Source organism: Enorma phocaeensis (assembly GCF_016901575.1).
Classification (GTDB): Bacteria; Actinomycetota; Coriobacteriia; order Coriobacteriales; family Coriobacteriaceae; genus Limicola; species Limicola phocaeensis_A.
The window spans coordinates 1-24,536 of sequence record NZ_JACJKQ010000010.1; the positions used below are offsets into that span (position 1 = coordinate 1).

Annotated in this window: 19 protein-coding genes; 4 read left to right on the top strand and 15 right to left on the bottom strand. The window is 66.6% G+C overall.

Annotation, left to right across the window (positions count from 1 at the left end; translation table 11 throughout):
• The first annotated feature begins 58 nt into the window (after positions 1-58).
• The gene (gene uvrB / locus H6A15_RS06495; protein WP_204672944.1) at positions 59-2,302 is read left to right on the top strand and encodes an excinuclease ABC subunit UvrB; all 2,244 of its coding nucleotides are present in this window, start codon (positions 59-61) and stop codon (positions 2,300-2,302) included.
• A 162-nt stretch (positions 2,303-2,464) separates the two neighbouring features.
• Here the strand turns inward: uvrB and H6A15_RS06500 are convergent, their stop codons facing one another.
• The 11 genes from H6A15_RS06500 to H6A15_RS06550 form a co-directional block, all read right to left on the bottom strand.
• Positions 2,465-3,310 (bottom strand): DegV family protein, encoded by an 846-nt coding sequence (locus tag H6A15_RS06500; RefSeq protein WP_204672945.1) that lies wholly within the window; start codon positions 3,308-3,310, stop codon positions 2,465-2,467.
• A complete protein-coding gene (accD, locus tag H6A15_RS06505) occupies positions 3,295-5,022 on the bottom strand; it encodes an acetyl-CoA carboxylase, carboxyltransferase subunit beta (RefSeq protein WP_204672946.1) in 1,728 nt (575 codons plus the stop codon). The genes H6A15_RS06500 and accD overlap by 16 nt, the downstream gene beginning before the upstream one ends.
• On the bottom strand, positions 5,012-6,352 hold the full coding sequence (locus H6A15_RS06510) for an acetyl-CoA carboxylase biotin carboxylase subunit (RefSeq protein WP_204672947.1): 1,341 nt from the start codon (positions 6,350-6,352) through the stop codon (positions 5,012-5,014). Before H6A15_RS06510 ends, accD begins: the two co-directional genes overlap by 11 nt.
• Positions 6,353-6,365: 13 nt before the next feature.
• Entirely contained in the window at positions 6,366-6,803 is a 438-nt protein-coding gene (gene fabZ / locus H6A15_RS06515) for a 3-hydroxyacyl-ACP dehydratase FabZ (RefSeq protein WP_204672948.1), read from the bottom strand.
• The gene (gene accB / locus H6A15_RS06520; RefSeq protein ID WP_204672949.1) at positions 6,800-7,315 is read right to left on the bottom strand and encodes an acetyl-CoA carboxylase biotin carboxyl carrier protein; all 516 of its coding nucleotides are present in this window, start codon (positions 7,313-7,315) and stop codon (positions 6,800-6,802) included. The genes fabZ and accB overlap by 4 nt, the downstream gene beginning before the upstream one ends.
• Positions 7,316-7,318: 3 nt before the next feature.
• Entirely contained in the window at positions 7,319-8,563 is a 1,245-nt protein-coding gene (fabF, locus tag H6A15_RS06525; protein ID WP_204672950.1) for a beta-ketoacyl-ACP synthase II, read from the bottom strand.
• Positions 8,564-8,587: 24 nt separating this feature from the next.
• Complete coding sequence (gene fabG, locus H6A15_RS06530; protein ID WP_204672951.1) at positions 8,588-9,358, bottom strand: 3-oxoacyl-[acyl-carrier-protein] reductase; 771 nt, start codon at positions 9,356-9,358, stop codon at positions 8,588-8,590.
• A 103-nt stretch (positions 9,359-9,461) separates the two neighbouring features.
• Positions 9,462-10,388: an ACP S-malonyltransferase gene (locus H6A15_RS06535; RefSeq protein WP_204672952.1), complete on the bottom strand. Its 927-nt coding sequence runs from the start codon at positions 10,386-10,388 to the stop codon at positions 9,462-9,464.
• Complete coding sequence (gene fabK / locus H6A15_RS06540; RefSeq protein ID WP_204672953.1) at positions 10,376-11,320, bottom strand: enoyl-[acyl-carrier-protein] reductase FabK; 945 nt, start codon at positions 11,318-11,320, stop codon at positions 10,376-10,378. Before fabK ends, H6A15_RS06535 begins: the two co-directional genes overlap by 13 nt.
• A 1-nt stretch (position 11,321) precedes the next feature.
• Positions 11,322-11,558, bottom strand: coding sequence for an acyl carrier protein (locus H6A15_RS06545; protein ID WP_204672954.1), 237 nt, complete (start codon positions 11,556-11,558; stop codon positions 11,322-11,324).
• Positions 11,559-11,681: 123 nt separating this feature from the next.
• Complete coding sequence (locus H6A15_RS06550; RefSeq protein WP_204672955.1) at positions 11,682-12,641, bottom strand: 3-oxoacyl-ACP synthase III family protein; 960 nt, start codon at positions 12,639-12,641, stop codon at positions 11,682-11,684.
• 233 nt (positions 12,642-12,874) lie between these two features.
• Between H6A15_RS06550 and H6A15_RS06555 the strand changes: the two genes are divergently transcribed.
• Entirely contained in the window at positions 12,875-13,423 is a 549-nt protein-coding gene (locus H6A15_RS06555; protein WP_239462426.1) for a biotin transporter BioY, read from the top strand.
• 80 nt (positions 13,424-13,503) lie between these two features.
• Positions 13,504-14,127 (top strand): hypothetical protein, encoded by a 624-nt coding sequence (locus tag H6A15_RS06560; protein ID WP_204672956.1) that lies wholly within the window; start codon positions 13,504-13,506, stop codon positions 14,125-14,127.
• A gap of 451 nt (positions 14,128-14,578) precedes the next feature.
• Here H6A15_RS06560 and H6A15_RS06565 read toward each other — a convergent pair whose 3' ends face one another.
• From H6A15_RS06565 to H6A15_RS06580, 4 genes are all read right to left on the bottom strand, one after another.
• A complete protein-coding gene (locus tag H6A15_RS06565; protein ID WP_204672957.1) occupies positions 14,579-16,234 on the bottom strand; it encodes an FAD-dependent protein in 1,656 nt (551 codons plus the stop codon).
• Between the two features lie 216 nt (positions 16,235-16,450).
• Complete coding sequence (locus tag H6A15_RS10445; RefSeq protein WP_204672958.1) at positions 16,451-17,683, bottom strand: NAD(P)/FAD-dependent oxidoreductase; 1,233 nt, start codon at positions 17,681-17,683, stop codon at positions 16,451-16,453.
• Complete coding sequence (locus H6A15_RS06575; protein ID WP_204672959.1) at positions 17,684-18,556, bottom strand: Mrp/NBP35 family ATP-binding protein; 873 nt, start codon at positions 18,554-18,556, stop codon at positions 17,684-17,686.
• Between the two features lie 80 nt (positions 18,557-18,636).
• Positions 18,637-20,775, bottom strand: coding sequence for an LTA synthase family protein (locus H6A15_RS06580; RefSeq protein ID WP_204672960.1), 2,139 nt, complete (start codon positions 20,773-20,775; stop codon positions 18,637-18,639).
• A gap of 271 nt (positions 20,776-21,046) precedes the next feature.
• Here H6A15_RS06580 and uvrA point away from each other — a divergent pair, with 271 nt between their 5' ends.
• Positions 21,047-23,914 (top strand): excinuclease ABC subunit UvrA, encoded by a 2,868-nt coding sequence (gene uvrA / locus H6A15_RS06585; RefSeq protein WP_204672961.1) that lies wholly within the window; start codon positions 21,047-21,049, stop codon positions 23,912-23,914.
• The last annotated feature ends 622 nt before the right edge of the window (positions 23,915-24,536 follow it).

A 24,536-nucleotide genomic window follows, 5' to 3' on the forward strand; every position in this document is an offset into this window, starting at 1 on the left:
AGATGTGTATAAGAGACAGGCGCTATAGTGATTGCCCATTTTTCTCGTTGGAGGTGTCATGGAGGCTTTTGAGGTAGAGCGCGTTGGCGGCGAGCTTCGTCGATTTGGCGTGGCTGGAGAGCCTGCTCAGTTTCACGTGGTAAGCCCTTATGAACCTGCTGGTGACCAGCCTCAGGCTATCGCCAAGCTGGTCCAGGGCGTTCAGGATGGGGACCGCTATCAGGTCCTGCTCGGCGTTACCGGTTCTGGCAAGACGTATACCATGGCAAAAACCATCGAGGCGTTGGGAAAGCCCACGCTTGTCATGGCGCCCAACAAGACGCTTGCGGCTCAGCTTGCCAGCGAGTTGAAAGAGTTCTTTCCACACAACGCCGTCGTCTACTTTGTGTCCTATTACGATTATTATCAGCCTGAGGCATATGTTCCTCAGAGCGATACGTATATCGAGAAAGATGCCTCCATCAATGAAGAGGTCGAGATGTTGAGGCATCAGGCAACCGCTCAGCTGCTGAGCCGACGGGACGTCATTGTCGTTGCGTCCGTCTCGTGCATCTATGGCATCGGCTCTCCGGAGGATTATGCGGGCCTCGCGCCCAATGTCGACAAGAAAGTGCCGCTCGAGCGCGATGATTTCATCCATGCGCTTATCGACATCCAGTATGACCGCAATGATTTCGATCTTGCTCGCGGCACCTTCCGCGTCCGCGGTGACGTCGTCGACGTGTTTCCTCCCTATGCGGAGCATCCGCTGCGTTTTGAATTCTTTGGTGACGAGGTTGAGCTCATCGCCGAGATTGATGAGGTCACCGGCGAGATCACCCGTGAATATGACGCGATTCCGGTGTGGCCTGCATCCCACTATGTTACCGAGAAGCCTAAGGTGACCAAGGCCTTGAAGACCATCGAGGAAGAGTGCGAGCATCGCGTGGCAGAGCTGAAGGCTTCCGATAAGCTTCTTGAGGCCCAGCGGCTTCAGCAGCGTACGGACTACGATCTTGAGATGCTTGAAACGATGGGTTACTGCAACGGCATCGAGAACTATTCTCGCCACCTCGATGGCCGCAAGCCCGGAGAGCCGCCCTTCACGCTCATCGACTATTTCCCAAAGGACATGCTGTGCATCATCGACGAGAGCCATGTCACGGTTCCTCAGATTCGCGGCATGCACGAAGGAGACCGCTCTCGCAAGGTCACACTCGTCGAGCATGGGTTTCGCCTTCCATCGGCGCTCGACAACAGGCCGCTTCGCTTCGACGAGTTCGAGGCGCGCGTCCCTCAATTCATCTATGTTTCGGCAACGCCTGGCGACTACGAGCTGCGCGTGAGCCAGAATAACGTCGAACAGATCATTCGCCCCACGGGCCTGCTCGATCCAAAGATCGACGTGCGGCCCGTGCGCGGACAAATCGACGACCTGCTCGACGAAATCAAGGTGCGCACCGGACGCAAAGAGCGCGTCCTGGTGACCACGCTCACGAAGCGTATGGCCGAGGACCTGACCGACCATCTCCTTGACGCCGGCATCAAGGTCAACTATATGCATTCAGACACCGCGACGATGGACCGCGTCGAGATTCTGAGGGACCTCCGCCAGGGCAAGATCGACGTACTGGTGGGTATCAACCTGCTTCGTGAGGGACTCGACCTTCCCGAGGTGTCGCTCGTCGCGATCCTCGATGCCGACAAGGAGGGCTTCCTGCGCAATCGCCGCTCGCTGATCCAGACGATCGGCCGTGCCGCGCGCAACGCCGACGGCGAGGTCATCATGTATGCGGATGTCATCACCGATTCGATGCGCGAGGCGATCGATGAGACCAATCGGCGCCGCAAGATCCAGATGAAGTTCAACGAGGACCATGGCATCGAGCCCAGGACGGTGCGCAAGGCGATCAACGATATCTCTAGCTTCATTGCCGAGGCAGAGGAGAACGTTGGGAAGCGCGACCGCAGCCGTGGCGATTCTCTGGGCCACGGCGAGTTCTTCACGCCTGCGGGGGAGGGTGCCGACGGCGCCCCCGGCGTCGCTGCCTCAGCGGGCCAACAGCTGGCCGAAGAGCTTGCCAATCTGCCGAAAGACGAGCTGCTGCGGATCATCGCGACCATGGAGGACGACATGCGCAGCGCCTCCGAGGCGATGGACTTCGAGGAGGCGGCTCGCTTGCGCGACAGCATCGTTCACCTCAAGGCGGTCGTCGAGGGGGGCACCGAGGACGAGATCATGGAGCGTCTGCGTCGCGACGCACGCAAGGGCAGCGTCTTTGGCGGCGGGCGCAAGCGTCAGGGCTGGAAGGGCAAACACTAGAGGCCGTATGCCCCCGATGCGCGAGAAGGCCCCGGTACGAATCGCCGGCAAACGCCCCGTCGCCTCATGGCGGGGGAGTGCCGGCGACCGGTCCGGGGCCTTCTCGCGTTTGCATGGACCCGTCACGCAGGGTCAGCCGGTCTTGCAAGCTGGACGGCCGACCTATGCCGGCTGCTCCCAGGCGAGGCCCATGGAGCCGAGGCCCAGGTTTACCGCGAGGACCGGGCCGCCGTCTTTAACGTGAACGGTGGCGCGGGGAAAGCGGTCGCGAAGCTCGAGCATGAGGTGATGGAGCTCGATGCCGCGCTCCCCAAAGTGGGAGATGATGAACTGGCTGGCATCCGGCGGGGCCGCCTCGACCATGGCCCGGGCGACGCCGCGCGATCCGCGGGCGCGGCAAAGGGGTTCCACGGCGCCCTCGGAGAGATGCATGACCGGGTAGCGGTTGAGCACGGTGCCGAGCGACTGCCTCATGGCGCCGAGCCGGCCGCTGCCGCGGAGCACGGACATGTCGGGCACGCTGAAGACGATCTGCTGCCCGGCGCGGAGCTCCGTGATGCTGCGGACGATGTCATCGAGCGAGGAGCCTTGGCGGGCGAGCATGCAGCTGGCGCGAACGAGGAACTCGAGGGCGCCGGCGGTGCACCACGAGTCGATGATCTCGACGTGGACGTCATCGTTCCCTCGCGGGCCGTTGCAGATCGCTGCGGCCTCGCAGGCGCTGCGGTAGGTTCCCGAGAGGCGGGACGAGATGGTAAGGCACAAGACGTCGTTTCCCGCCTTGAGCTGCCGCTGAAAGGCTTTTGCGAAGGCAAGCGTACGAACTGCCTCAGTGGTGGCGGATGCGGCGTTCTCGAGCGTCTGGGCGTAGTCTCCATTCTCGCCGAGGGGCTGCTCGCGAAGGCGCCGCCCGTCGACGATATAGGTCATGGGCACGACCTCGACGCCCAGGAGCTCCGCCTCGTGGCGCGTGAGGGCGCAGGTGGAGTCGGTTACGATAGCGAGCATATGACCCCTTCTCCCATGGCGCGGAACTTCTTCTGGCGTGTTTCGACGAGTTCGTCGGGGCCGAGCCCGTCGAGCTCGTCGAGCTCGTGGCCGACGCGTTTCCACACGCGGTCCGCGAGCTCTGCGGCGTCGAGGCCCGCGTCTTCGATGACGCCGTCGATGACGCCCAGGCTCGAGAGGGTGTCGGCGGTGAGTCCCAGCGCCTCGGCGGCGTCGGGGGCGCGGTTGGTCTTCTTCCACAAGATGGAGGCGCAGCCTTCGGGGCTCACGACGGAGTATGCCGCATTGCCCAGCATGAGGACGCGATCGGCCACGGCGAGACCCAGCGCGCCGCCGCTTCCGCCCTCGCCGACGATGACGCTCACGATGGGCGTCTTGAGGCCGGACATCGTGATGAGGTTGGTGGCGATGGCCTCGCCCTGCCCGCGTTCCTCCGCCCCGATGCCGCAATAGGCCCCCGAGGTGTCCACGAGGCACACCATGGGCAGGCCGAAGCGCTCGGCGAGCAGCATGACGCGACGCGCCTTGCGGTAGCCTTCGGGGTTGGCCGAGCCAAAGTTGCGGTCGACGCGTTCCTTGGTGCTGCGACCGCGCTCGGTGACGGCGACGGCTATCACGCGGCCGCAGATCCAGCCGAGGCCGGCGACGATGGCGTGGTCGTCGCCGTAGCGACGGTCGCCATGAAGCTCGATGAAGCCGTCGAGGCTTCGCTCGACGATTTCAAGGCAGGTGGGGCGGTCGGCGGAGCGGGCGTTGCGCACCACGTCCCACGGCGTCTTCGGCGCGGGGAGGCGCTTGTGGCGCCCGCCCCGCTTGCCGACCTCGCCGGGGAGATGGGCAAGGCTGTGGAGCGACCCGGCCGCAGGCGCCTTGCCGGAAAGCAGGCTGAGCAGCTCGCATAGAACGGACGGCACGTTGGGACGGTCGACGACCATGTCGACAAAGCCGTGGTCGAGCAGGAATTCTGAGCGCTGGAAGCCGGCGGGCAGGCGCTTGTGGGTGGTCTGCTCGACCACGCGGGGCCCGGCAAATCCAACGAGCGCGTCGTGCTCGGCAATGATCACGTCGCCCTCCATGGCGAAGCTTGCCGTGACGCCGCCGGTGGTGGGGTCGGTCAACATGACGAGGTAGGGGAGGCCTGCCTCGCGATGGCGAAGGACGGCGCCGGAGACCTTCGCCATCTGCATGAGCGAGGTGGTCCCTTCCTGCATGCGCGCCCCGCCCGAGACGGTGAAGCCCACGACGGGAAGCCCCGCCTTGTCGGCACGTTCAAAGGTGCGGCAGATCTTCTCGCCGACCACGGCGCCCATCGACCCCATCATGAAGTCGCCGTTCATGACGAACAGCGCGCAGGGCATCCCTCCGATGCTGGCGCGTCCGCATACCACCGCATCGACCTCTCCGGTCTTCGCGCGCGTCGCGGCGAGCTTCTCGGCATATCCCGGGAAGGAGAGGAAGTCCGTGGCGGCGAGGTCGGCGTCCCATTCCTCGAAGCTTCCCGCATCGACGGTGAGCTCGATGCGCCGACGGGCGCCGATGCGCATGTGGTGGCCACAGCGCGGGCAGACATCGAGGCCCTCCTCAAGCTGGTCTTGGTCGATGATGCGGCGGCAGCTGGGACATTTGACATATAGGCGGCGGGGCGGCAGCTCCACGGGGACGTCGGTCACGGGCCCCTCGAGCTTGTTCACGCCGTTTCGCTTAGCTCTCATAGAGGTGCTCCATCAGGTTGGTGTGATAGGTTCCCGAAAGAAACTCGGGGTTGGCAAGGATGTCGAGCTGCAGGTCGCTGTTCTCCTGCACCCCCTCGACCATGAGCTCGGAGAGCGCCGAGCGCATCTTTCGGATCGCTTCCTCGCGGGTGGGCGAGCAAACGATGAGCTTGCCGAGCATGGAGTCATAGTAGGGAGGCACCACGGCGCCCGGGTAGAGCGCCGAGTCGAAGCGCACCCAGGGGCCGTTCGGCACGTGCAGCATGCGCACCGTGCCGCATGAGGGGCGGAACTGCGCGTCCTCGGCATTGATGCGGCACTCGATGGCATGCTTGGTGATATGGATGTCGTCCTGGCAGAACGGAAGCCGGGCGCCGGCGGCGACGCGAAGCTGCCATTTGACAAGGTCGACGTCGGTCACGAATTCGGTGACCGGATGCTCGACCTGCAGGCGCGTGTTCATCTCCATGAAGTAGAAGCTTCCATCGTCGGCATAGAGGTACTCGATGGTGCCGGCGCCGACATAGCCCACGGCGCGTGCCAGGTCGCAGGCGGCTCGATACATGTGGTCGCGGATGTCGTCGTGACCCTCCAGGCACGGCGCGGGGCTCTCCTCGAGCAGCTTCTGGTTGCGGCGTTGCACGGAGCACTCGCGCTCTCCAAGGGCGACCACGCCTCCGTGGGCGTCGGCGAGGATCTGCACCTCGACATGGTGCGCGGGGTGCACGAACTTCTCCATGTAGCACTCTCCGTCGCCAAAGGCCGCCTCTGCCTCGAGTTTGGCCTCCATGAATGCGGAGCCGGCGTCTTCGGGGCGCTCGACGCGACGAATGCCGCGCCCGCCGCCGCCCGCGCGGGCCTTGATGAGCACGGGGCAGCCGATGCGCGTGGCCTCCTGGACCGCCTCCTCGGGATTCGCGAGCAGGTCGCAGCCGGGAACGATGGGCACGCCGGCGTCGCGGGCGCAGCGACGGGCGGCGTCCTTGTCGCCCATGCGCTCGATCACCTCGGGAGAGGGGCCTATGAACACCAGGCCGCACTCGCGGCATTTGCGCGCAAACGACGCGTTTTCAGAAAGGAAGCCGTATCCAGGGTGGATGGCGGCGGCGCCGCTCGCGACGGCGCAGGTGAGAATCGCCTCCTCGTTGAGGTAGCTCTCCTGGGGCCTGGGCCCGCCGATGCAATAGGCCTCGTCGGCGAGCGCCACGTGCAGCGCGTCCGCGTCGGCGGTGGAGTAGACGGCGACGGTCTCGACGCCCATCTCCTTGCAGGCGCGAATCACGCGCACGGCGATCTCGCCGCGGTTCGCGATGAGAATCTTCTTAAACATGGGAGTCTCCCGATCAGGCGTCGGCGCTGCCGGCTGCCGGCATGAGGGCAAACGACATTTCTGCCTGGACGCAGAGCTCGCCGTTCACGCGGCCCTCGCCCGTGCAGAAGCGGAAGGGGCCGCGGGCGCGGGTGAGCCGGCAGGTCAGCTCAAGCGTGTCGCCCGGATGAACGGGATGCTTGAAGCGCACCTTGTCCAGGCTGGTGTAATACGGCGTCGCGCCCGCGAGGGCCGGGTCGTCGCCCATGAGGACGCAGCAGTTCTGCGCGAGCATCTCGCACTGGATGACGCCCGGCACCACCGGGTTGCCCGGGAAGTGGCCCTGGACGAAGTACTCGTCGCCGGTAATGGTGATCTTGCCGTGCGCCTCGCCGTCAACGACTTCGGCTTCGTCGAGCAGCAGCATGGGCTCGCGGTGCGGCAGGATCCGCTTCAGTTCCTCGCGGTTCATGCGGCGGCCTCCTCATCGATCTTCATGAGGCAGCAGCCGTACTCGACAAGCTCGCCGTCCTTCACGCATACGTCGACGATCTCGCCGTCGCACTCGGCGACGACCTCGTTCATGAGCTTCATGGCCTCGATCACGCAGAGCGTGTCGCCGCGGCGGACCTTGGAGCCGACCTTTACGAAGGGCTCTGCGCCGGGCGAGGGGGCGGCGTAGAAGACGCCGACCATGGGGGCGGACACCTCGCGGACGTGGGCCATGTCGAGGGGTGCCTCGCCTGCGGGCTCCGCGGCCTCGGGCGCGGCGGCTCCGGAGTCCGCAGGCGCCGCGGCGGGCGCGGGCATGGCGTTCGGTACGGGAGCCGCCATCACGACGGGGGCAGCGGGAGCGGCGGGCGCGCTCGCGGCGCGCTCGAGCTCGACGACGCGGCCGTCCTGCTCGGCAAGGCGTACGCGCGAGAGGCCGTGCCGCTCCATAAGGGCGGCGACCTCGTCCAGTTTCTGTGCATCGATCTTCATAGGTTACTCTCCCTTGTAGGCCTTGAGCGCCAGGGCGGCGTTGTGGCCGCCGAAGCCCAGGTTGGTCGTGAGCGCCCAGGCGAGCTCGGCCTCGATTGCCTCGCCCGGGGTGTAGTCGAGATCGCAGGCCGGGTCGGGCTCGGCGTATCCGATGGTGGGCGGCACGATGCCATGCTCGAGCGCGAGCGCCGATGCCATGACCTCGACCGCGCCGGTGGCGCCCAGCATGTGGCCGGTCATGGACTTGGTGGACGAGATGTGGGCCGAGCGCGCCGCCTCCTCGCCGAGGGCGAGCTTGAAGCCGGCGGTCTCGGTGCTGTCGTTGAGCTTGGTCGAGGTGCCGTGGGCGTTGATGTAGAGCCCCTCCTCGGGCTTCATGCCAGATTCGGACACCGCGTCGGCGATGGCGCGCGTGATGCCGCGGGCGTCGGGGTCGGGACTCGTGATGTGGTAGGCGTCGGCGGTGTTGCCGTATCCGGCGACCTCGCACACGATGTGCGCGCCGCGCGCCACGGCGTGCTCGTACTCCTCGAGAACAAGCACGCAGGCGCCTTCGCCCATGACGAAGCCGTCGCGGTTTGCGTCGAAGGGACGGCAGGCCGTGGCAGGGTCCGGATTCAGGGTGAGCGCCTTGCAGTTGGTGAAGCCCGCTACGGCTTCGGGAAGGATCGCGGCCTCGGTGCCGCCGGCAAGAATGACGTCGGCGTAGCCGTGTTTGATGGCGCGGAAGGCCTCGCCGACGGCGTGGGCGGAGGTGGCGCATGCCGTCACCACGGGCAGGGTGGGGCCGGTCAGATGGTGTCGAATGGAGATCTCGCCCGCTGGCATGTTCGCGATCATCATGGGGATCATGAAGGGCGACACGCGGCGAGGTCCGCGCTGGCGCATGGTGTCGACGTTGACGGTGTACGAGCCGAGCCCGCCGATTCCCGTGCCGACGTATACGCCCACGCGGTCGCGGTCGAGCTCGGCGTCGTCCTCGAGGCCGGAGTCCTTCCACGCCTCGTCGGAGGCGACGAGGGCGTACTGGCAGCTCAGGTCCTGGTGGCGGACGTCGATGCCCTCATAGTCCTTGCCGTCGAAACCTTTGACCTCGGCGGCGACCTTGACCTTGAAGTCGGCGGTGTCGAAGCGGGTGATGAGCCCGATGCCCGGGCGGCCGGCGACAAGGGACTCCCAGGTCTCCTGCGCGGTGAGTCCGACGGGCGTGACGGCGCCCATGCCGGTGATGACGACTCTACGTTCCATGTTCTCTCCCAATTGCTCGTGCGGCTACATCGCCATGCCGCCGTCGACCCTGATGACCTCGCCGGTCACGTAGGAGGCGGCGTCGCTTGCGAGGAAGCTCACCACGGCGGCGACCTCCTCGGGGGCGGCCATGCGGCCCAGCGGAATCTGCTCTTCATAGTGCGCGCGGACGGCGTCGGTGAGCTTCGCCGTCATGTCGGTCTCGACAAAGCCGGGTGCCACGGCGTTGACCGTGACGTTGCGGCCGGCAAGCTCGCGCGCCACCGATTTTGTGAGGCCGATGATGCCGGCCTTCGAGGCGGCGTAGTTCACCTGGCCGGCGTTGCCCATGAGGCCCACGACGGAGCTCAGGTTGATGATGCGGCCGCCGCGCTGACGCATGAAGATGCGGCTGCAGGCGCGCACCATGTTGAAGGTGCCCGTCAGATTGACGTCGATCACGCGGGCGAAATCCTCGTCGCGCATGCGGGCCATGAGGCCGTCGCGGGTGATGCCCGCGTTGTTTACGAGCACCCAGATGCCGCCGAAGTCGGATGCCACCTGGGACACGCATGCCTTGGCGTCCTCGGCGTCGGAGACGTCGCAGCGGTAGGCGCGCGCCACGCGCCCGAGCGCCTCGACCTCACGCACGGTCTCGCGCGCCGCCTCGTCATTTCCGGCGTACACCACCGCGATGTCGAAGCCGTCGCGTGCAAGCGACGTCGCGACGGCGCGGCCGATGCCACGCGAGCCGCCGGTCACGAGGGCGCAGCGGGTCCCCTGGTCGCGGCTCTCGTCTGTGGTCTTGGAATCCATCCGTCACACTCCTTTTCAATGTGTGGGCGCCATGCCATGGCGCAGTCGTCGGAAGACGGGCGGCGACGCGCCCGCGTTTCTCGATGTTTGGCACCTGCCGCCGTCAGGCTTCGAGTGCTTCGAGCACCTGGCCCAGCTGCTCGGGCGTCTCGCAGCAGAGGGCGCGCGCGTCCGGGAGCGTTCGCGCGACAAGCCCGGTAAGGGTCTTGCCCGGGCCCACCTCGACAAAGGTGTCGATGCCGCGGCGCTCGAGCTCGTGCAGCGTGCGCACCCATTGCACCGGAGAGGCAACCTGCTCGGCGAGGAGCTCGCGACGAGAGGCCGCGTCTGCGGGATAGGCCTCTGCCGTGCGGTTGGCGATGACGGGGATGCTCGGCGAGCCGGGCTCGTGCCCGTCCGCCAGATAGCTGTCCAAGGCCTGCGCGGCATCGGCCATGAAGGGGCTGTGGAAGGCGCCCGACACGGCCATCTTCATGGAGCGGCCCTTCGCTTTCCGCACGAGGGAGTCCAGGCGCTCCAGCGCCTCGGGGGTGCCGGCGACGACGGTCTGCTGGGGGCTGTTGTAGTTCACGGGCCACGCGTCGCCCGCCTCCGCGGCGAGCTGCTCGACCGTCGGGGCGTCGAGCTTCACGACGGCGCGCATGCTTCCCGGATGCCGCTCGGCGGCATCCGCCATGAACGCGGCGCGGCGGCATACGAGCTCGAAGCCGGCGTGGTCGGTGTAGGCGCCTGCAAAGGTGAGCGCCGCGACCTCGCCGAGCGAGAATCCCGCCACGGCGGCGGGGTGTACGCCATGGGCCTCAAGCGCGCGGGCGCATGCCAGGTCTACGGCGAAGACGCAGGGCTGCGTGTTCGCCGTCTGGGCGAGTTCCTCGGCGGTTCCCTCGAAGCACTGCTGGGAGGTGCCGGGGCGCACCTCGTCGGCGGCGTCGAAGACCGCCTTGGCGGCGGGCTCGGCCGCGGCGAGCTCGGCTCCCATGCCGGGGTGCTGGGCGCCCTGGCCGGCGAAGAGGAGCGCTACTGAACCCATGCCGGCGCCCCCTTGAGAAGCTGCTCGGCGCCCTCTACGAGGTCGTCGACGATCTCGAGAGCGGTCTGGCGGCTCGATACCATGCCGGCGATCTGGCCGCACATGAACGATCCTTCGTCATAGTTGCCGTCTTTGGCGGCCTTGCGCAGGGCGCCGGCGCCCAGCTTGCCCAGCTCCTCTTCGGAGACGCCCTCGTTCTCCAGGCGGGCGTAGGTGGTGGTGAAGGGGGTCTTGAGGCAGCGCACGGGGTGTCCGTCGCGCCTGCCGGTGACGATGGTGGAGATGTCCTTGGCCTTGAGCACGCGGCTCTTGTACTCCTCGGAGACCGTGCACTCGTCGGCAACGAGGAAGCGGGTGCCGACCTGGACGCCCTGGGCGCCCAGCATGAGTGCGGCGGCGACGCCGCGGCCGTCACCGATGCCGCCTGCGGCGATGACAGGAATCTTTACGGCGTCGACTACCTGGGGAACGAGCGCCATGGTGCTCGCCTCGCCCACGTGGCCGCCCGACTCGCCGCCCTCGGCGACGACGGCGGTGGCGCCGGCGCGCTCGACCAGGCGTGCAAGGCCGACGGACGCGACCACGGGAATCACCTTGATGCCTGCGGCCTCCCAGGCCTTCATGTACTTGGTGGGGTTGCCGGCGCCGGTGACGACCACGGGGACGTGCTCGTCGATGACCACCTGGGCGACCTCGTCGGCGAACGGGCTCATGAGCATCACGTTCACGCCAAAGGGCTTGTCGGTCTTCGAGCGCAGCTCGTGGATCTCGTTGCGCAGCCACTCGGCGTTGGCGTTCATGGCGGCGATGATGCCGAGGCCGCCGGCCTCAGAGACCGCCGACGCGAGGCTTGCGTCGGCGATCCAGGCCATGCCACCTTGGAACACGGGCTTCTCGATGCCCAAAATGTCGCAGATAGCAGTGTGCAGCATGTTACTTCTCCATCAGAGACTCGACGAGCTCGACGAACTCGCCCACGGTGGCGGGGTTCTGCTCGGTCTCGATCTCGATGCCGAACTCGTCCTCGCAGGCGATGACGGCCTCGACGGTGGAGAGGCTGTCAAGGCCGGCGTCGGCAAGCTTGGTGTCGAGGGTGAGCTCGACGTCGCCGGCGCCGCCGTTCTCGCGGATGATGTCGCAGATGCGGTCGAAGGTGGTGGACTCTGCCATGATGGTTCTCCTTTACGGGTTATAGCCAGGCGCCGGATGCGCCGTGGACACGAAGGGTGGTCGGTGTGCAGCCAAGGGTTCCATGAGCGTGGCCGCGAGAGGCACGCTTGGCCGCTGTGGCCGTCAGCTCCAGCGAAGGAGGCAGGCGCCCGTATCGAGGCCGGCTCCAAAGCCGACGATCGCCACGAGGTCGCCCTCTTCGAGGGCCCCTGTGCGCACAAGGTTGTCGAGCGTGAGCGGAATGCAGACGCTCGAGATGTTGCCGCAGGTCTCGAGCGTGCGGGCGACTTTTGCGTCATCAAGCTTCAGCCGCGCGACGGCGGCCGAGAGAATGCGCTCGTTTGCCTGGTGGAACACGAAATGGTCGATGTCTCCAAGCTCGACGCCCGCCTCTGCGCACAGCAGCTTGACGGCGCTGCAGATGGTGGTCACGCCAAACTTGAACACGCGCTGCCCCTCCATGGAGAGGATGCTTGCGGGACGTTCGCCCTGCTTGAAGGGGGAGCTGCCCGCAATGCCAGGGGCCGCGAGCGCATGCATGTCGGGCGAGGTCGAGAGGTCCATGGCGAGCAGGCCGTCGTCGGCAGCCTCGAGCACGCATGCCGCGGCGCCGTCGCCGAACAGGACGCAGGTCGCGCGGTCCGACCAGTCGACGAGTCGTGACATCTCTTCGGCGGCGACCACGAGGACGTGCCTCGCGCGGCCGCGGGCGAACCAGCCCTCGGCGACGTCGAGGGCGAATACGAAGCCCGCGCAAGCTGCCGAAAGGTCGAAGGCCGCGCATTCGGCGCCGATCGACGCCGCGACCGCGCAGGCCTGGCCGGGCATGATGTAGTCAGGGGTCGTGGTCGAGCACACGATGAGGTCGAGGTCTTCGGCAGCGACGCCAGCTGCCTCGAGGGCACGTCGGCTCGCGGCACAGGCGAGGTCGGTGAGAGACTCTTCGCTCACGACGCGGCGCTCGCGAATGCCCGTGCGGGTGCGAATCCACTCGTCGCTCGTATCGAGAAACGTCGAGAGCTCGTCGTTGGTCACCACGCGCTCGGGCAGGGCAGAGCCTGTGCCGACGATACGAAAAGGCATGGTCGCGCCCCTCCTTTCTCCATTCGCCCTGGTGCGGGTGAAGTGTCCCGCAGGGATGGAATGCTCGTCTCGGTTTCCTTATTGACGATAATTCAACAACCGTCAACCGTTGATACGGTACCAAACGGCTGGCGGGGGTCTGGATGCGAGGGTACAATTACGCTGAATCGTCACAGTCGCTTCACAAGTCCGTCCGGCCCGCCGAGCGGTCGCCAAACGACAGGGAGGTCGTCATGGCTTCGATGAATTCGCGCGAGATCGCCCGCATCGCCGTGTGCGTGGCGCTGCTCGCCGTCAGCTCCTGGGTGAGCATCCCGTTGGGGCCCGTGCCGTTTACGCTGCAGACCATGGTGCTCGCCATGCTGCCCGTGGTGCTCGCCGGGCGGGGCGCGGCATGGGCGGTCGGCGCCTATCTGGTGCTGGGCGGCATCGGGTTTCCGGTGTTTGCCGGGTTCATGGGCGGCGTCGGCGTACTTTGCGGTCCTACGGGCGGCTATCTCGTCGGCTTCCTGTTCGGCGAGCTTCTGGCTTCGCTGGTGCGCGATGCGCGCGCCCTGCCCTCCGCGACGCGCCTGCCGCTCGCCCTTGTCGTGCTGCTGTTGACTTCGTATGTGCTGGGCACCGCTTGGTTTGTGCTGTCATCCGGCTCCGATGTGGCGACGGCGCTCCTCTTGTGCGTGGTTCCCTTCGCGGTGCCCGACGTGGTCAAGATGGCCTGCGGGGCCGCGCTTGGTCGGGCGGTGCGCCATGCGCTCGCCGCGTCGCGCGGGGCTGCTGCCTAGAGAGTCGTCGATGGTATAATGGCGCGGAGGAGAGAGGGCGAGATGCCGCGCGGCGTCTCGCATCGATAGAGGGGTTTGCTATGCCGGAAGAATATGAGCTGGAATACAAGGAGTTCGACGCGAAGGCGTTCGTTGCTCGTCTTTCCGACGTGAAGTGGGGCCTCGTCGCGATGGCGGCCTGCTGCTTCTTCATGGCGTTCTATGTGTTTGTCACGCCTCCCCAGGGTGGAAGGGGGCTGTTCCTCATCACGCCGCTGGGCGGCGCCGAAGGGCTGCTTTCCGCCGTTCCTTGGTGTGCGATCGTCATGGGGCTTGCCGTGTTTTTCGGGTCGGTCGCGTCCCGCTCGCCCCGCACGCTCGGTTGGGCCGAGCCGGTGCTTGGCGTCGCCATGCTGTTGGCGGGCCTCTGGGCGCTCAACTTCCCGGTGAGCCTGCCCGCCTTTGCCGTGACGTATGGCGCCATGGGCATCGTCGCCGCATTCTACCTGCTGCTGGTTGCGCTCGACATGTATGTGCGTGAGGCCGGGCAGTGGCTTGCGGTCCTCGCCGTCGCCGGCGCCACGTGGGTGCTCGCGTTCATGAGCCTGCTGGGCGTAGCGGGGCTGGACGGCCAGCTGGGCGTCGTCGCCCTCATGCTGTTCGTGGCCGCCTGGGGCTTTGTCTACGGTGCGCTCGAGCTCACGCAGAAGCCTGCCGAAGCGTAGGACGCGCACGCGACGAAGGCCCGCTTCGTCCCAGGCCTGCGTAAGGAGCCCAGTTCGGGCAAGCTTCATCAGCTCGGAATGGAATCCTAGGCTTGGGACGGACCATAAACCTCGGGAATGAACTTTAGCCTCGGGCATGGGCTTGCCAGCCTGGATGAGGGCCCTCAGGCTCGGGTACGGCCCATCATAGCCGTCGCCATGCTTGCCAGCGGCCGTCGAGAACGAATCTCGGCGGCCGCTTTTGTTTTGGGTGAATCGTGTGGCCTATCTAGGGATCGCATGGACAAGCTAGGTCTCGTGCGACCGATCCAGGGGCCGCGTGGCCAATCTAGGCATCGCATCTGACCAGACTCTTGGCGGGAGCGCGTGAGGCAGATCCAGAGCGCGCGCAAGCAGGTCGCACGGACGGGGTGCAAACAGGTCGCGCGAACACGTCTTGTCGAGACGTGGTCTAGTCGTTGCTGTCGCGCAGGCTGGCGATGAGGGCCTCGGCGCACCGGACGCCGTCCGTCGCGGCGCTCATGATGCCGCCGGCATAGCCCGCGCCTTCGCCGCAGGGAAAGAGCCCCGGAGTCCCCTCCGCCTGGCAGGTGCGGTCTCGCACCACGGTGACGGGGGAGCTTGAGCGCGTCTCGACGCCCGTGAGCACCGCCTCGGGGTTCGCATATCCGTGGAGCTTTCGATCGAGGGCGGGGATTCCCGCGCGGAGCGTGTTGACGACATGGCTGGGAAGGGCGCTGTCAATCTCACACCAGGTGACGCCCAAAGGATAGGTCGGCTCGATGCCGCCGGCTCCCGTGCTGGCGCGACGCTCAAGGAAGTCGCCTACAAGTTGGGCGGGTGCGCGATAGGCGCCTCCGCCCAGTTCGAAGGCGCGGCGCTCGCAAGCACGTTGCAGCTCGATGGCGGCAAGCGGGTCGTCGCCGGGGAGGTCTTCGGGCGTGACGTTGACCAGCAGGGCGGCGTTGGCGTTCTCGCCGTCGCGCGCATAGAGGCTTGCTCCGTTGGTGACCACGCCGCCCGGTTCGGACGCGGCGGCGACGACTTGGCCGCCGGGGCACATGCAGAATGAGAACAGGCTGCGCCCGCCGGGGAGGTGCGCCACGAGCTTGTAGGGGGCGGCGCCGAGTGCGCGGTGGCCTGCCGCCGGACCATACTGGGCTCGGTCGATGTCCGCTTGCAGGTGCTCGATGCGCACGCCTACGGCGAAGACCTTGCGCCGCAAGGTGACGCCGCGGCGCTGCAGGAGCTCGAAGACGTCGCGTGCGGAGTGCCCGCAGGCGAGAACGAGCCTGTCGCAGGCGATATGCTCCCTGCCGCCGCCGCTCTCGATGGTCACGCCGGTGATGGCGCCGCGGTCGCCGCCGGAGCGGCCGATGTCTACAAGGCGCGTACGGTAGCGGACCTCTCCGCCCAGCTCTCGGATGCGTTCGGCTATATGCTCGACTACGTCGGGCAGGATATCCGAGCCGACATGCGGCTTGGCGTCCCATAGAATCTCTCGCGGGGCGCCGGCGTCAACAAAGGTCTCAAGGATGAGGCGGTGCGCGGGGTTCTTGGTTCCCGTCGTGAGCTTGCCGTCGGAAAACGTTCCCGCGCCGCCCAGGCCGAACTGGATATTGCTCTCGGGGTCGAGCTCTGCGGTCGCTATGAAGTGCTCGATGGCCCCCGTCCTGCGCCGAGCATCGTCTCCACGTTCGATGAGCAGGGGCTTGAGTCCCGCCTCTGCCAGGGCGAGCGTGCAAAACAGGCCCGCGCAGCCCGCGCCCACCACCACGGGCCTCAGGATCGGGGGATGGGGTACGACGGCGGGAAAGGAGGGGCGTACGTTCTCGATGATGCGAATGCGGCGCCGCTCGGACGCGGGCGCCCTCCGCACGACCTCGTGCTCGTCAAGGCGGTCGATGAGCTGCAGACGAATGCTCAGCACAAAATGGACGTTGTCCTTCTTGCGGGCATCGATGGACTTGCGGTGGAGCTCGATCGAGGCGATCTCATGCGGCAGGCACTTGAAGAGCCGCACCACGTCGCGCAGCCCCACGGCCAGACAGCTGTGTTTGCCCAGGCCTTGGGCAAGCGTGGCGGGAATGTCGTTGATCTCGATCACGGCGATCCTTTCAAGTGCACAGGTCGTGAGGTGCAAGATGGGGTGGGAAACAGCATGCTCCGCCTACCTGGCGTAGTCAGGCTGCTGGTGTCCTGGTTGTACCCATTTTGCGGCAGGGTCGCCGCATGTTTTGGCGAAGCCGCCCACAGAACGGGCGAGCGGCAAAATAGGCGGGCGGACGGGCGCCGCCGGCAGACTTATTCGGAAGGATGGTCCCTACGCCAGCGCTGCCGCCCCCGCACGAAGGCCGGACGCCCATGCCCACGCAAGGTTGTACCCGCCGCAGTCCGCATCCATGTCGAGCGCCTCGCCGCAGGCGAGGACCTGCGGGGCGAGGTCGGGGCGAACGCGCAGGTCTGGCAGCTCTACGGCGTCGAAGGGGATGCCTCCGCGGCGTACCTGCGCGGAGCGCTCGTCCGCCGTCCCCTCGACCTGCAGCCTAAGCGAGCGCGCCTTGGCCTGGGACAGGACGGACGCGATCGGGCGGGCGAGGAATCCGTCAAACCACGAGGGGCCGCTGTCGGGCCCGGCTCCAAGGGCAAGGCTGCGCTTCGAGAACACGTCGGAGAGCTCTTGCGGCGTGAGGGGATAAAACGGGTCGATCTCGATGGCGTCGCCCGGGCGTGCGCGGCGCGAGAGGTTGAAAGCGGCGATGCCGGATATGCCATAGGGGCGGAAGAGCACCTCGCCGGCTTCGCTCCAGACGCCGGCGCCGCCGCGATAGAGCGTCAGCTTGGCGTCGACGCGCAGGCCGTCGAGTGCCTTGAGTGCGCCGGGCTGGTCCGGCAGGCTGCAGGAAAGCGGGCACAGGACGGGATGCTCGGCGAGATGGGGAAGGCCGAAGAGCGCCGCCGTCTCGCGCGAGGTGCCCCCGCAGGCGATGATGACGCTTCGGGCGGCTATGCGGTGCTCGATGCGCTCGGCATCGGCGAGCTCGCGTCGGCGCGCGCGGAGGTTCGCCTTGGCGTCAGCACCCCGTTTGCCGCGCGGCGTCCGGCGCGGCAGCAGCGCGGCGAGCTCCCAGACGTCTCGGGTGCGGGTCGCCTTCTGTATGTCGCAGCAGGGTAGGATGCGGGCGCCTTCGCGCTCGCAGGCGCGGAGCAATGCGTCGCGCACCGATTCCGCGCGCTTGCTGAAGGGATACAGACGCCCCTCGACTTCGCAGGTCACAATGCCCGTCGACAGGAAGAACGCGGCAAGCTCCCGCTCGGGCTCCTCTCCAAAGACCGCCTGCGCGACGTCGGGATGGCGATAACGTTCGGGGTCGATGCGGGCGTTGGACAGATTGCACCTGCCATTGCCCGTGGCGAGGATGGAGAGGCCCGCCTCGACGTCGCGCTCGAGAACGACGGGGCGTCCTCCGGCGCGGGCGCAAGAAAGCGCGGCGGCGAGCCCCGAGGCACCGCCGCCGATGATCGCTACGTCATATGTCGTGGAGATGGCTTTCACCTATGCCTGGTCCGCTGCCGCGGCGTCGGGCGCGGGGGAAGAGAAGGCGTCCGGCTCGTCGTGCGGCTCGATCGCCTCGCATGCCGCCAGGGCGTCGGGAAGCAGTCCGGCGGGAAGCGCGGTCTCGATCTGGCCCGCATCGCAGGCGGCGGCGAGCGCCGGGTCGATGGGAAGCCGGCCGAGCACCTTCACGCCGTAGTTCTCGGCTACCGCCTCGAGCTTGCTCTGACCAAAGATCTCGATCTTCTTGCCGCAGTCAGGGCAGGTGACATAGCTCATGTTCTCGATGACGCCCAGGATGGGGACGTTCATCTTGTCCGCCATGTTCACGGCCTTCGCGACGATCATGGATACCAGGTCCTGCGGGCTCGTGACCACGACGATGCCGTCTACCGGCAGCGACTGGAACACCGTGAGCGCGACGTCGCCCGTGCCCGGAGGCATGTCGACGAGCAGGTAGTCGAGCGGGCCCCACGAGGTGTCGCTCCAGAACTGCTTGATGGCGCCCGCGATCACCGGGCCGCGCCACAGGACCGGGTCGGTCTCGTTCTCAAGCAGCAGGTTCGACGACATGACCTTGATGCCGCCGGCGGAGACCTCGGGCAGCAGCAGCTTGCCCAGGCCGCTCGCGCGGCGGCCGCTCATACCGACCATCTTGGGGATGGACGGGCCGGTGATGTCGGCGTCCAGAATGCCGACCGAGTTGCCGCGGCGGGCGAGCTCGACGGCAAGGGCGCCGGTGACGAAGGACTTGCCGACGCCGCCCTTGCCTGAGAGCACCGCGATGACACGACGTACCTCGGAAAGGGTGTTTTCTTCGAACTGCTGCGGGGAGGTCTGGCCTCCTGCGGCCTGGGCGTGCTCACATCCCATGGCGTGTCCCTTCTATGCCATGCCCCGATGGGGCGGGGTTTGTACGGCCCCTATTGTACCCAGAACTCATCCCGGCTTCCTTATTGGACCTTCTCGGCGAAGTTGAGGTATTGCATGTCGGCGAGGTCTTCGACGGTGCCCTTGTAGAAGCTGTCGGCGTCGAGCGCCTGGGCCATGCCGTCGGCCCCACGGTAGCCGAGCGCGTTGATCGACGTCACGCTCGAGCGTGCAGTCAGGGTCGCCTTCTGCTGCTCGGAGAGCGGGGCGCCGATGAGGTGCATCATCTGGGCGCCGAGGGCGTTGGCTCCCAGCTCGTCCCAGGCGCTCACCTGGTCGTTGCCGGCAACGTCGTAGTTTGCCCACACGAAGTAGGTGGTCATGAACTCGCGCCACGAGTGGGTGAACTCGTCCTCGCCGGGATAGAAGGCGTCGTTGAGGTCCTGCGCCCCGTTGGGCTGGTGGTCGCCGAAGAACACGAGCACCACCGGGCGCCCGATGTTGCGCAGCTCGTTGACGAAGTACTCGAGGTCGCGGTCGGACGCCTGGACGCAGGCGAGGTAGGTGTTGAGCATGTTGAGGACTCCCGCGTCGGTGATGCCCTCGGGATAGATGTTCGGAAGGTCCTCCGCCGGCACGCTGCCCGCGTCGTAGCCGCCGTGGTTCTGCATGGTCACGTTGAAGATGAACTGGGGGTCGGGGTCTTCGCGCAGCATCTCGAGGATGCGGTCGTAGCAGGTGCGGTCGGTCGGGCCGTAGTGGTACCACTCGGCCTCGGGGAAGTCGTCGAGGGTGAGGAACTGGTCGAAGCCCATCTGGTCGTAGACGAGGTCGCGGTTCCAGTTGCTTCCCGGCTGGGGATGGATCGCGCAGGTCTCGTAGCCCAGCTCTCCAAACTGGCGTGCGAGGTTGTCGACCTGGCTGAACTCGTAGAGCTGGTAGGGGTACTTGCCGGTGCCTACAAAGGCCATGGAGTTGCCCGTCAGGAATTCAAACTCGGTGTTGCAGGTGCCGCCTCCCACCACCGACGACATGAGGGTGCCGCGCTGGAGGGTGTCGGCGAGCGAGTTGTAGAAGGTCGGCCCGGTGTAGCCTGCCGCCTGCAGGCCCTCGTAGACCGACAGGTCAGAGAAGCTCTCGTTCATGATCACGACCACGGCGGGCTTCATGGCGTCAAACTGGGCCTCGGCTTCGAGGCGCGCCGGGTTGAGCTCCTGGGCGGCGTCGTACTGCTCGGCATAGGACTGCTGCGTGCGCGCGGCGTCGTCTGGGTCATAGCCCTCGGGCATCTCGATGGGAAGGTCCTGCAGCACCGCGAGGAAGCAGGGGATGACGCCCTTCTGGGCATAGGTGAGCTGCGGCATCCAGACGTCGTAGGTGAAGTCGAGCGCCTCTTCGAGGTCGACCGAGTTGAACGATCCCAGCGACAGCGCCGCGACGAGTGCGCCGGCGCACAGGTTTCCGGCGACGTTGGCCGCCAGAACGCGGCGGTCGCGCGAGAAGCCGGGATGGATGAAGGAAAGGACGGCGATCGCCACCGCCGCGAGCGCGAGCGCATGGACGATGCGAAGCGTGAGCTCGTAGGTATAGTTCGCGCTCACCGCCGCCGCGGTGCCGAGGGCGAGCAGGTCGCTCGGCAGGATGGCGGCGGACTTGAAGAGCAGCACGAAGTGCTGGCCGATTCCAAAGGCAAGGCAGGCGACGACGGCGATGGTGGGCAGGATGCCCGTGCGCTGCCCGATGAAATAGAGCGCCAGCATGGCGATAAACACTACGACGACGGCAAAGCAGGCGAACAGCACGGGAATCTGCGCGGCGGTGTCGTTCCAGGAGCCCTCGAGCGCCGCGACGGAGAGCGCCGCCGCCAGCGCGAGCAGGACCACGTCGCGGCCCGCGCGCAACAGGTGGGAGGCGACGCCGGCAAGCTCGTCGATGCGCACAAACACGCGGCGGCGCAACAGGGTGGCGGCCCCGCAGCCGGCGACGACCACGGCGTACGCCGCGAAGTCCGCCGCGGTCACCTCGATCGAGACGAGCCCCATCGAGCACCACGCGCCGAGAAACGCGAGGAGCGCCGCGAAGGGGAGGGGCCACAGGAACATGCCGGGCACGATGCCGCGCCCGGTCAATTTCGACCTGACCGCGACGGCCGCGACAAGGGCGACGAGCGCCGCAAGGGCGATAAAGGGGATGGCGGCAAAGGTTGCAGGGGCGGCGTTCATAGGTACCCGGTTCTCATAGAGGGCAAGGGCGCCACGTCCTGGGTGCTAGGGCTTGTCGGTTCCTTACCGTGAGCTTACATATTTCATGCTCCAGCGTAGCACAAGGAGGCCCGCAAGAGTTCTCGTCGCCCCCGGGGGGCGTGTTGAGGCGCATCGAACAAGGCATGCAAAGTCCATGGCGGCGTTCATTTTTCGAACAGGTGTCCGCCTTCTGCGGACGCGTTGCGCTAGACTACGAGGTTGCGAGAATCTCGATCGTCAAGGAGCGTCTATGTCAGATTCCTCCATCGTCATACGCGGCGCGCGCGAGCACAATCTGCGCGACGTCGACGTCCAGATACCGCGCGACAAGCTCGTCGTGATCACGGGCCTCTCGGGCTCGGGCAAGTCGAGCCTCGCCTTCGACACCATCTATGCCGAGGGCCAGCGTCGCTATGTGGAGAGTCTCTCCAGCTATGCGCGCCAGTTTTTGGGCCAGATGGACAAGCCGGACCTCGACTCCATCGACGGCCTGTCCCCGGCGGTTTCCATCGACCAGAAGACCACGTCCAAAAATCCCCGCTCCACCGTGGGTACCGTGACCGAGATCTACGACTACCTGCGCCTGCTCTTCGCGCGCATCGGCACTCCGCACTGTCCCGAGTGCGGGCGCGAGATCGAGCGCCAGACCACCGACCAGGTTGCCGACAAGATCCTCGAGGCGGGCCAGGGGAGGCGCGCCTTCGTGCTCGCCCCGGTGGTCACCGACCGCAAGGGAGAGTTTGCCAAGCTCCTGGACGACCTGCGCCGCGAAGGCTTTTCCCGCGTGCGCGTAGACGGCGAGGTGCTCTCGCTGGACGATCCCATCGAGCTCGACAAGAAGTTCCGCCACACCATCGAGGTGGTGGTGGACCGCATCGTGATTCGCGAGAACTCCATCGGCCGCATCGCCGAGGCCGTCGAGCGTGCCACGCAGCTCGCGTCGGGGCGTGTCGGCGTCTACCTGCTGCCCGACCGCGATGCGCCCGAGGGCACCCAGGGCGACCTGCTCATGTATTCGCTCGCGCTCGCCTGCCCCGAGCACGGGCATTCCATCGACGACCTCCAGCCGCGCGACTTCTCCTTCAACGCGCCCTACGGCGCCTGCCCGGAGTGCGACGGCCTGGGCTTCAAGAAGGTGGTCGACGCCGAGGCGCTCATCGAGAACCCCGACCTTTCGATCGAGGAGGGCGTCTTTGGCGCGTTTTTCGGCAAATCCAACTACTATCCGCAGATCTTTCGTGCCCTGTGCAAGCACCTGAAGGTCGATCCCACGACCCCTTGGAAGGACCTCCCCGCTCGTGCCCGCAAGATCTTCCTCGACGGCCTGGGCGACAAGAAGATGCGCGTCGACTACCACACCCAGGACGGGCGCGACACGCATTGGTTCACCAAGTACTCGGGCGTGCGCAACATCCTCTACGAGCGCTATGCCGAGACGACGAACGAGAACACCAAGGCCCGTCTTGAGAAGTACATCCGCGAGGAGCCCTGCCGTGCCTGTCACGGCGCGCGCCTGCGTCCCGAGATGCTCGCCGTCACGGTGGGCGGCAAATCCATCTACGATGTCTGCTGCCTGAGCTGCCGCGAGTCGCTCACGTTCTTCGAGGGACTCGAGCTCACCGAGCGCCAGGAGTTCATCGGCGGGCGCATCGTGAAGGAGATCGTCGAGCGCCTTCGCTTCTTGGTGGACGTGGGTCTCGACTACCTCACCCTGGACCGCGCTTCGGCGACCCTCTCGGGCGGTGAGGCCCAGCGCATCCGTCTGGCGACCCAGATCGGCGCCGGCCTCATGGGCGTGCTCTACATCCTGGACGAGCCGTCGATCGGCCTGCACCAGCGCGACAACGAGCGGCTCATCGCCACGCTCGAGCGCCTGCGCGACATCGGCAACACCGTCATCGTGGTCGAGCACGACGAGGACACCATCCGGGCGGCGGACTATGTCATCGACATGGGCCCCGGTGCGGGCGAGCACGGGGGCAAGGTGGTGTGCGCCGGCACGCCGGAGGAGGTCATGGCATGCCCCGACTCGCTCACCGGGCAGTACCTTACCGGCTCGCGCATGGTGCGTCTGCCCGACGAGCGCCGCCGCCCGGGCCGCGGCTGCCTCACGGTGCGCGGCTGCACGGCGAACAACTTGAAAAACGTGACGGCCAAGATCGAGTTCGGCACGTTTACCGTGGTGACCGGCGTGTCCGGGTCGGGCAAGAGCTCGCTGGTGACCGATACGGTCGCGCCTGCTCTCACCAACGCCATTCACCACTCCGCGCGTCCCGTGGGACCTTATAAGAAGATCGAGGGCATCGATGAGATCGACAAGGTCATCGATATCGATCAGACGCCCATCGGCAGGACGCCGCGCTCGAACCCCGCGACCTATATCGGCCTGTGGGACGACCTGCGCGCGCTGTTCGCAAGCACGCCGGAGTCTAAGGCGCGCGGCTATTCTCCCGGACGTTTCAGCTTCAACGTGAGCGGCGGCCGCTGCGAGGCGTGCAAGGGCGACGGCCAGATCAAGATCGAGATGCACTTCCTGCCCGACATCTATGTTCCCTGCGAGGTGTGCGGCGGCAAGCGCTACAACCGCGAGACGCTCGAGGTCACCTATCGCGGGAAGAACATCTCTGACGTGCTCGACATGAGCGTTACCGAGGCGCTCGCCTTCTTCGGCAACATCCCGCAGATCAAGCGCAAGCTGCAGACGCTCTACGATGTCGGATTGGGCTACGTGCGCCTGGGCCAGCCGGCTACGACGCTCTCCGGCGGCGAGGCGCAGCGCGTGAAGCTCGCCAAGGAACTGCATCGCAAGCAGACGGGCAAGACCTTCTACATCCTGGACGAGCCCACCACCGGCCTTCATTTCGAGGACGTCCGCCAGCTGATCGACGTGCTGCAGCGCTTGGTCGACGCCGGGAACACGGTGCTCGTAATCGAGCACAACCTCGACGTGATCAAGGTCGCAGACCGCATCATCGACCTCGGGCCGGAAGGCGGAGACGGCGGCGGACGCATCGTGGTCGCCGGCACCCCCGAGGAGGTCGCCGCCTGCCCCGAGAGCTATACCGGTCGGTTCCTCGGCCCCATTCTCGAGCGCGACCGCGCAAGGCAGGGCAGCTAGCCTGGTCGGCCTCCCGGTTGTCACGCCTTTGCCCGCGGCCCTCTGTGGCTGCATAAGTGGCGACCGCAGCAAGGTGGGCGCGGCGACCGACCGGCTCACCTTGTGCCTCGCCCTCGTTGGTCGTGCGGTGGCATCGGCCCCCAATAGGGGCCCGCGCTGCCGCACCGGCCTCAAGTGGGATTTTCTACTGCATTTTGGCCGCCCTAGGGGCACTTGTATCGCAGAATGGACGGCAAGGTGCCTCCAGGAGGGGCTTCGCGTCCATTCTGCAGAACAAGTCCCTGGCGGGCGTCCATTCTGCAAAACAAGTTGTCTCGGGTTCGCCGGGGTCATGGCACAAGGTGTTGCCCCTGGCCCGCCGGGGCCATGGCGCGAGGTTCGCTGAATTACAGCCGCCGCCCGGGCCGTCCTTCCGACGGTCCGGGCGCCATCCACGTTGGCTCTCCGCCTCGGCGCAGGTCGGCGCCTTCGGTGGCGCCGCCGCGCATCTCGTCGTTTTCGCTGCCCGGTCTCTCCTCAACATGCAACTTTTTACGTTTTGAAGCTGAAAACGTAAAAAGTTGCATGTTGTATTTGGATCGGTGACGTTCCGCCGTCCTTCCGACCGCTCGACCCATCGTCC

Excerpts from the sequence above, each read along its gene's own strand:
- uvrB (WP_204672944.1), top strand. The coding sequence starts at position 59 with ATGGAGGCTTTTGAGGTAGAGCGCGTTGGCGGCGAGCTTCGTCGATTT.
- H6A15_RS06500 (WP_204672945.1), bottom strand. The coding sequence starts at position 3,310 with ATGCTCGCTATCGTAACCGACTCCACCTGCGCCCTCACGCGCCACGAG.
- accD (WP_204672946.1), bottom strand. The coding sequence starts at position 5,022 with ATGAGAGCTAAGCGAAACGGCGTGAACAAGCTCGAGGGGCCCGTGACC.
- H6A15_RS06510 (WP_204672947.1), bottom strand. The coding sequence starts at position 6,352 with ATGTTTAAGAAGATTCTCATCGCGAACCGCGGCGAGATCGCCGTGCGC.
- fabZ (WP_204672948.1), bottom strand. The coding sequence starts at position 6,803 with ATGAACCGCGAGGAACTGAAGCGGATCCTGCCGCACCGCGAGCCCATG.
- accB (WP_204672949.1), bottom strand. The coding sequence starts at position 7,315 with ATGAAGATCGATGCACAGAAACTGGACGAGGTCGCCGCCCTTATGGAG.
- fabF (WP_204672950.1), bottom strand. The coding sequence starts at position 8,563 with ATGGAACGTAGAGTCGTCATCACCGGCATGGGCGCCGTCACGCCCGTC.
- fabG (WP_204672951.1), bottom strand. The coding sequence starts at position 9,358 with ATGGATTCCAAGACCACAGACGAGAGCCGCGACCAGGGGACCCGCTGC.
- H6A15_RS06535 (WP_204672952.1), bottom strand. The coding sequence starts at position 10,388 with ATGGGTTCAGTAGCGCTCCTCTTCGCCGGCCAGGGCGCCCAGCACCCC.
- fabK (WP_204672953.1), bottom strand. The coding sequence starts at position 11,320 with ATGCTGCACACTGCTATCTGCGACATTTTGGGCATCGAGAAGCCCGTG.
- H6A15_RS06545 (WP_204672954.1), bottom strand. The coding sequence starts at position 11,558 with ATGGCAGAGTCCACCACCTTCGACCGCATCTGCGACATCATCCGCGAG.
- H6A15_RS06550 (WP_204672955.1), bottom strand. The coding sequence starts at position 12,641 with ATGCCTTTTCGTATCGTCGGCACAGGCTCTGCCCTGCCCGAGCGCGTG.
- H6A15_RS06555 (WP_239462426.1), top strand. The coding sequence starts at position 12,875 with ATGGCTTCGATGAATTCGCGCGAGATCGCCCGCATCGCCGTGTGCGTG.
- H6A15_RS06560 (WP_204672956.1), top strand. The coding sequence starts at position 13,504 with ATGCCGGAAGAATATGAGCTGGAATACAAGGAGTTCGACGCGAAGGCG.
- H6A15_RS06575 (WP_204672959.1), bottom strand. The coding sequence starts at position 18,556 with ATGGGATGTGAGCACGCCCAGGCCGCAGGAGGCCAGACCTCCCCGCAG.
- H6A15_RS06580 (WP_204672960.1), bottom strand. The coding sequence starts at position 20,775 with ATGAACGCCGCCCCTGCAACCTTTGCCGCCATCCCCTTTATCGCCCTT.
- uvrA (WP_204672961.1), top strand. The coding sequence starts at position 21,047 with ATGTCAGATTCCTCCATCGTCATACGCGGCGCGCGCGAGCACAATCTG.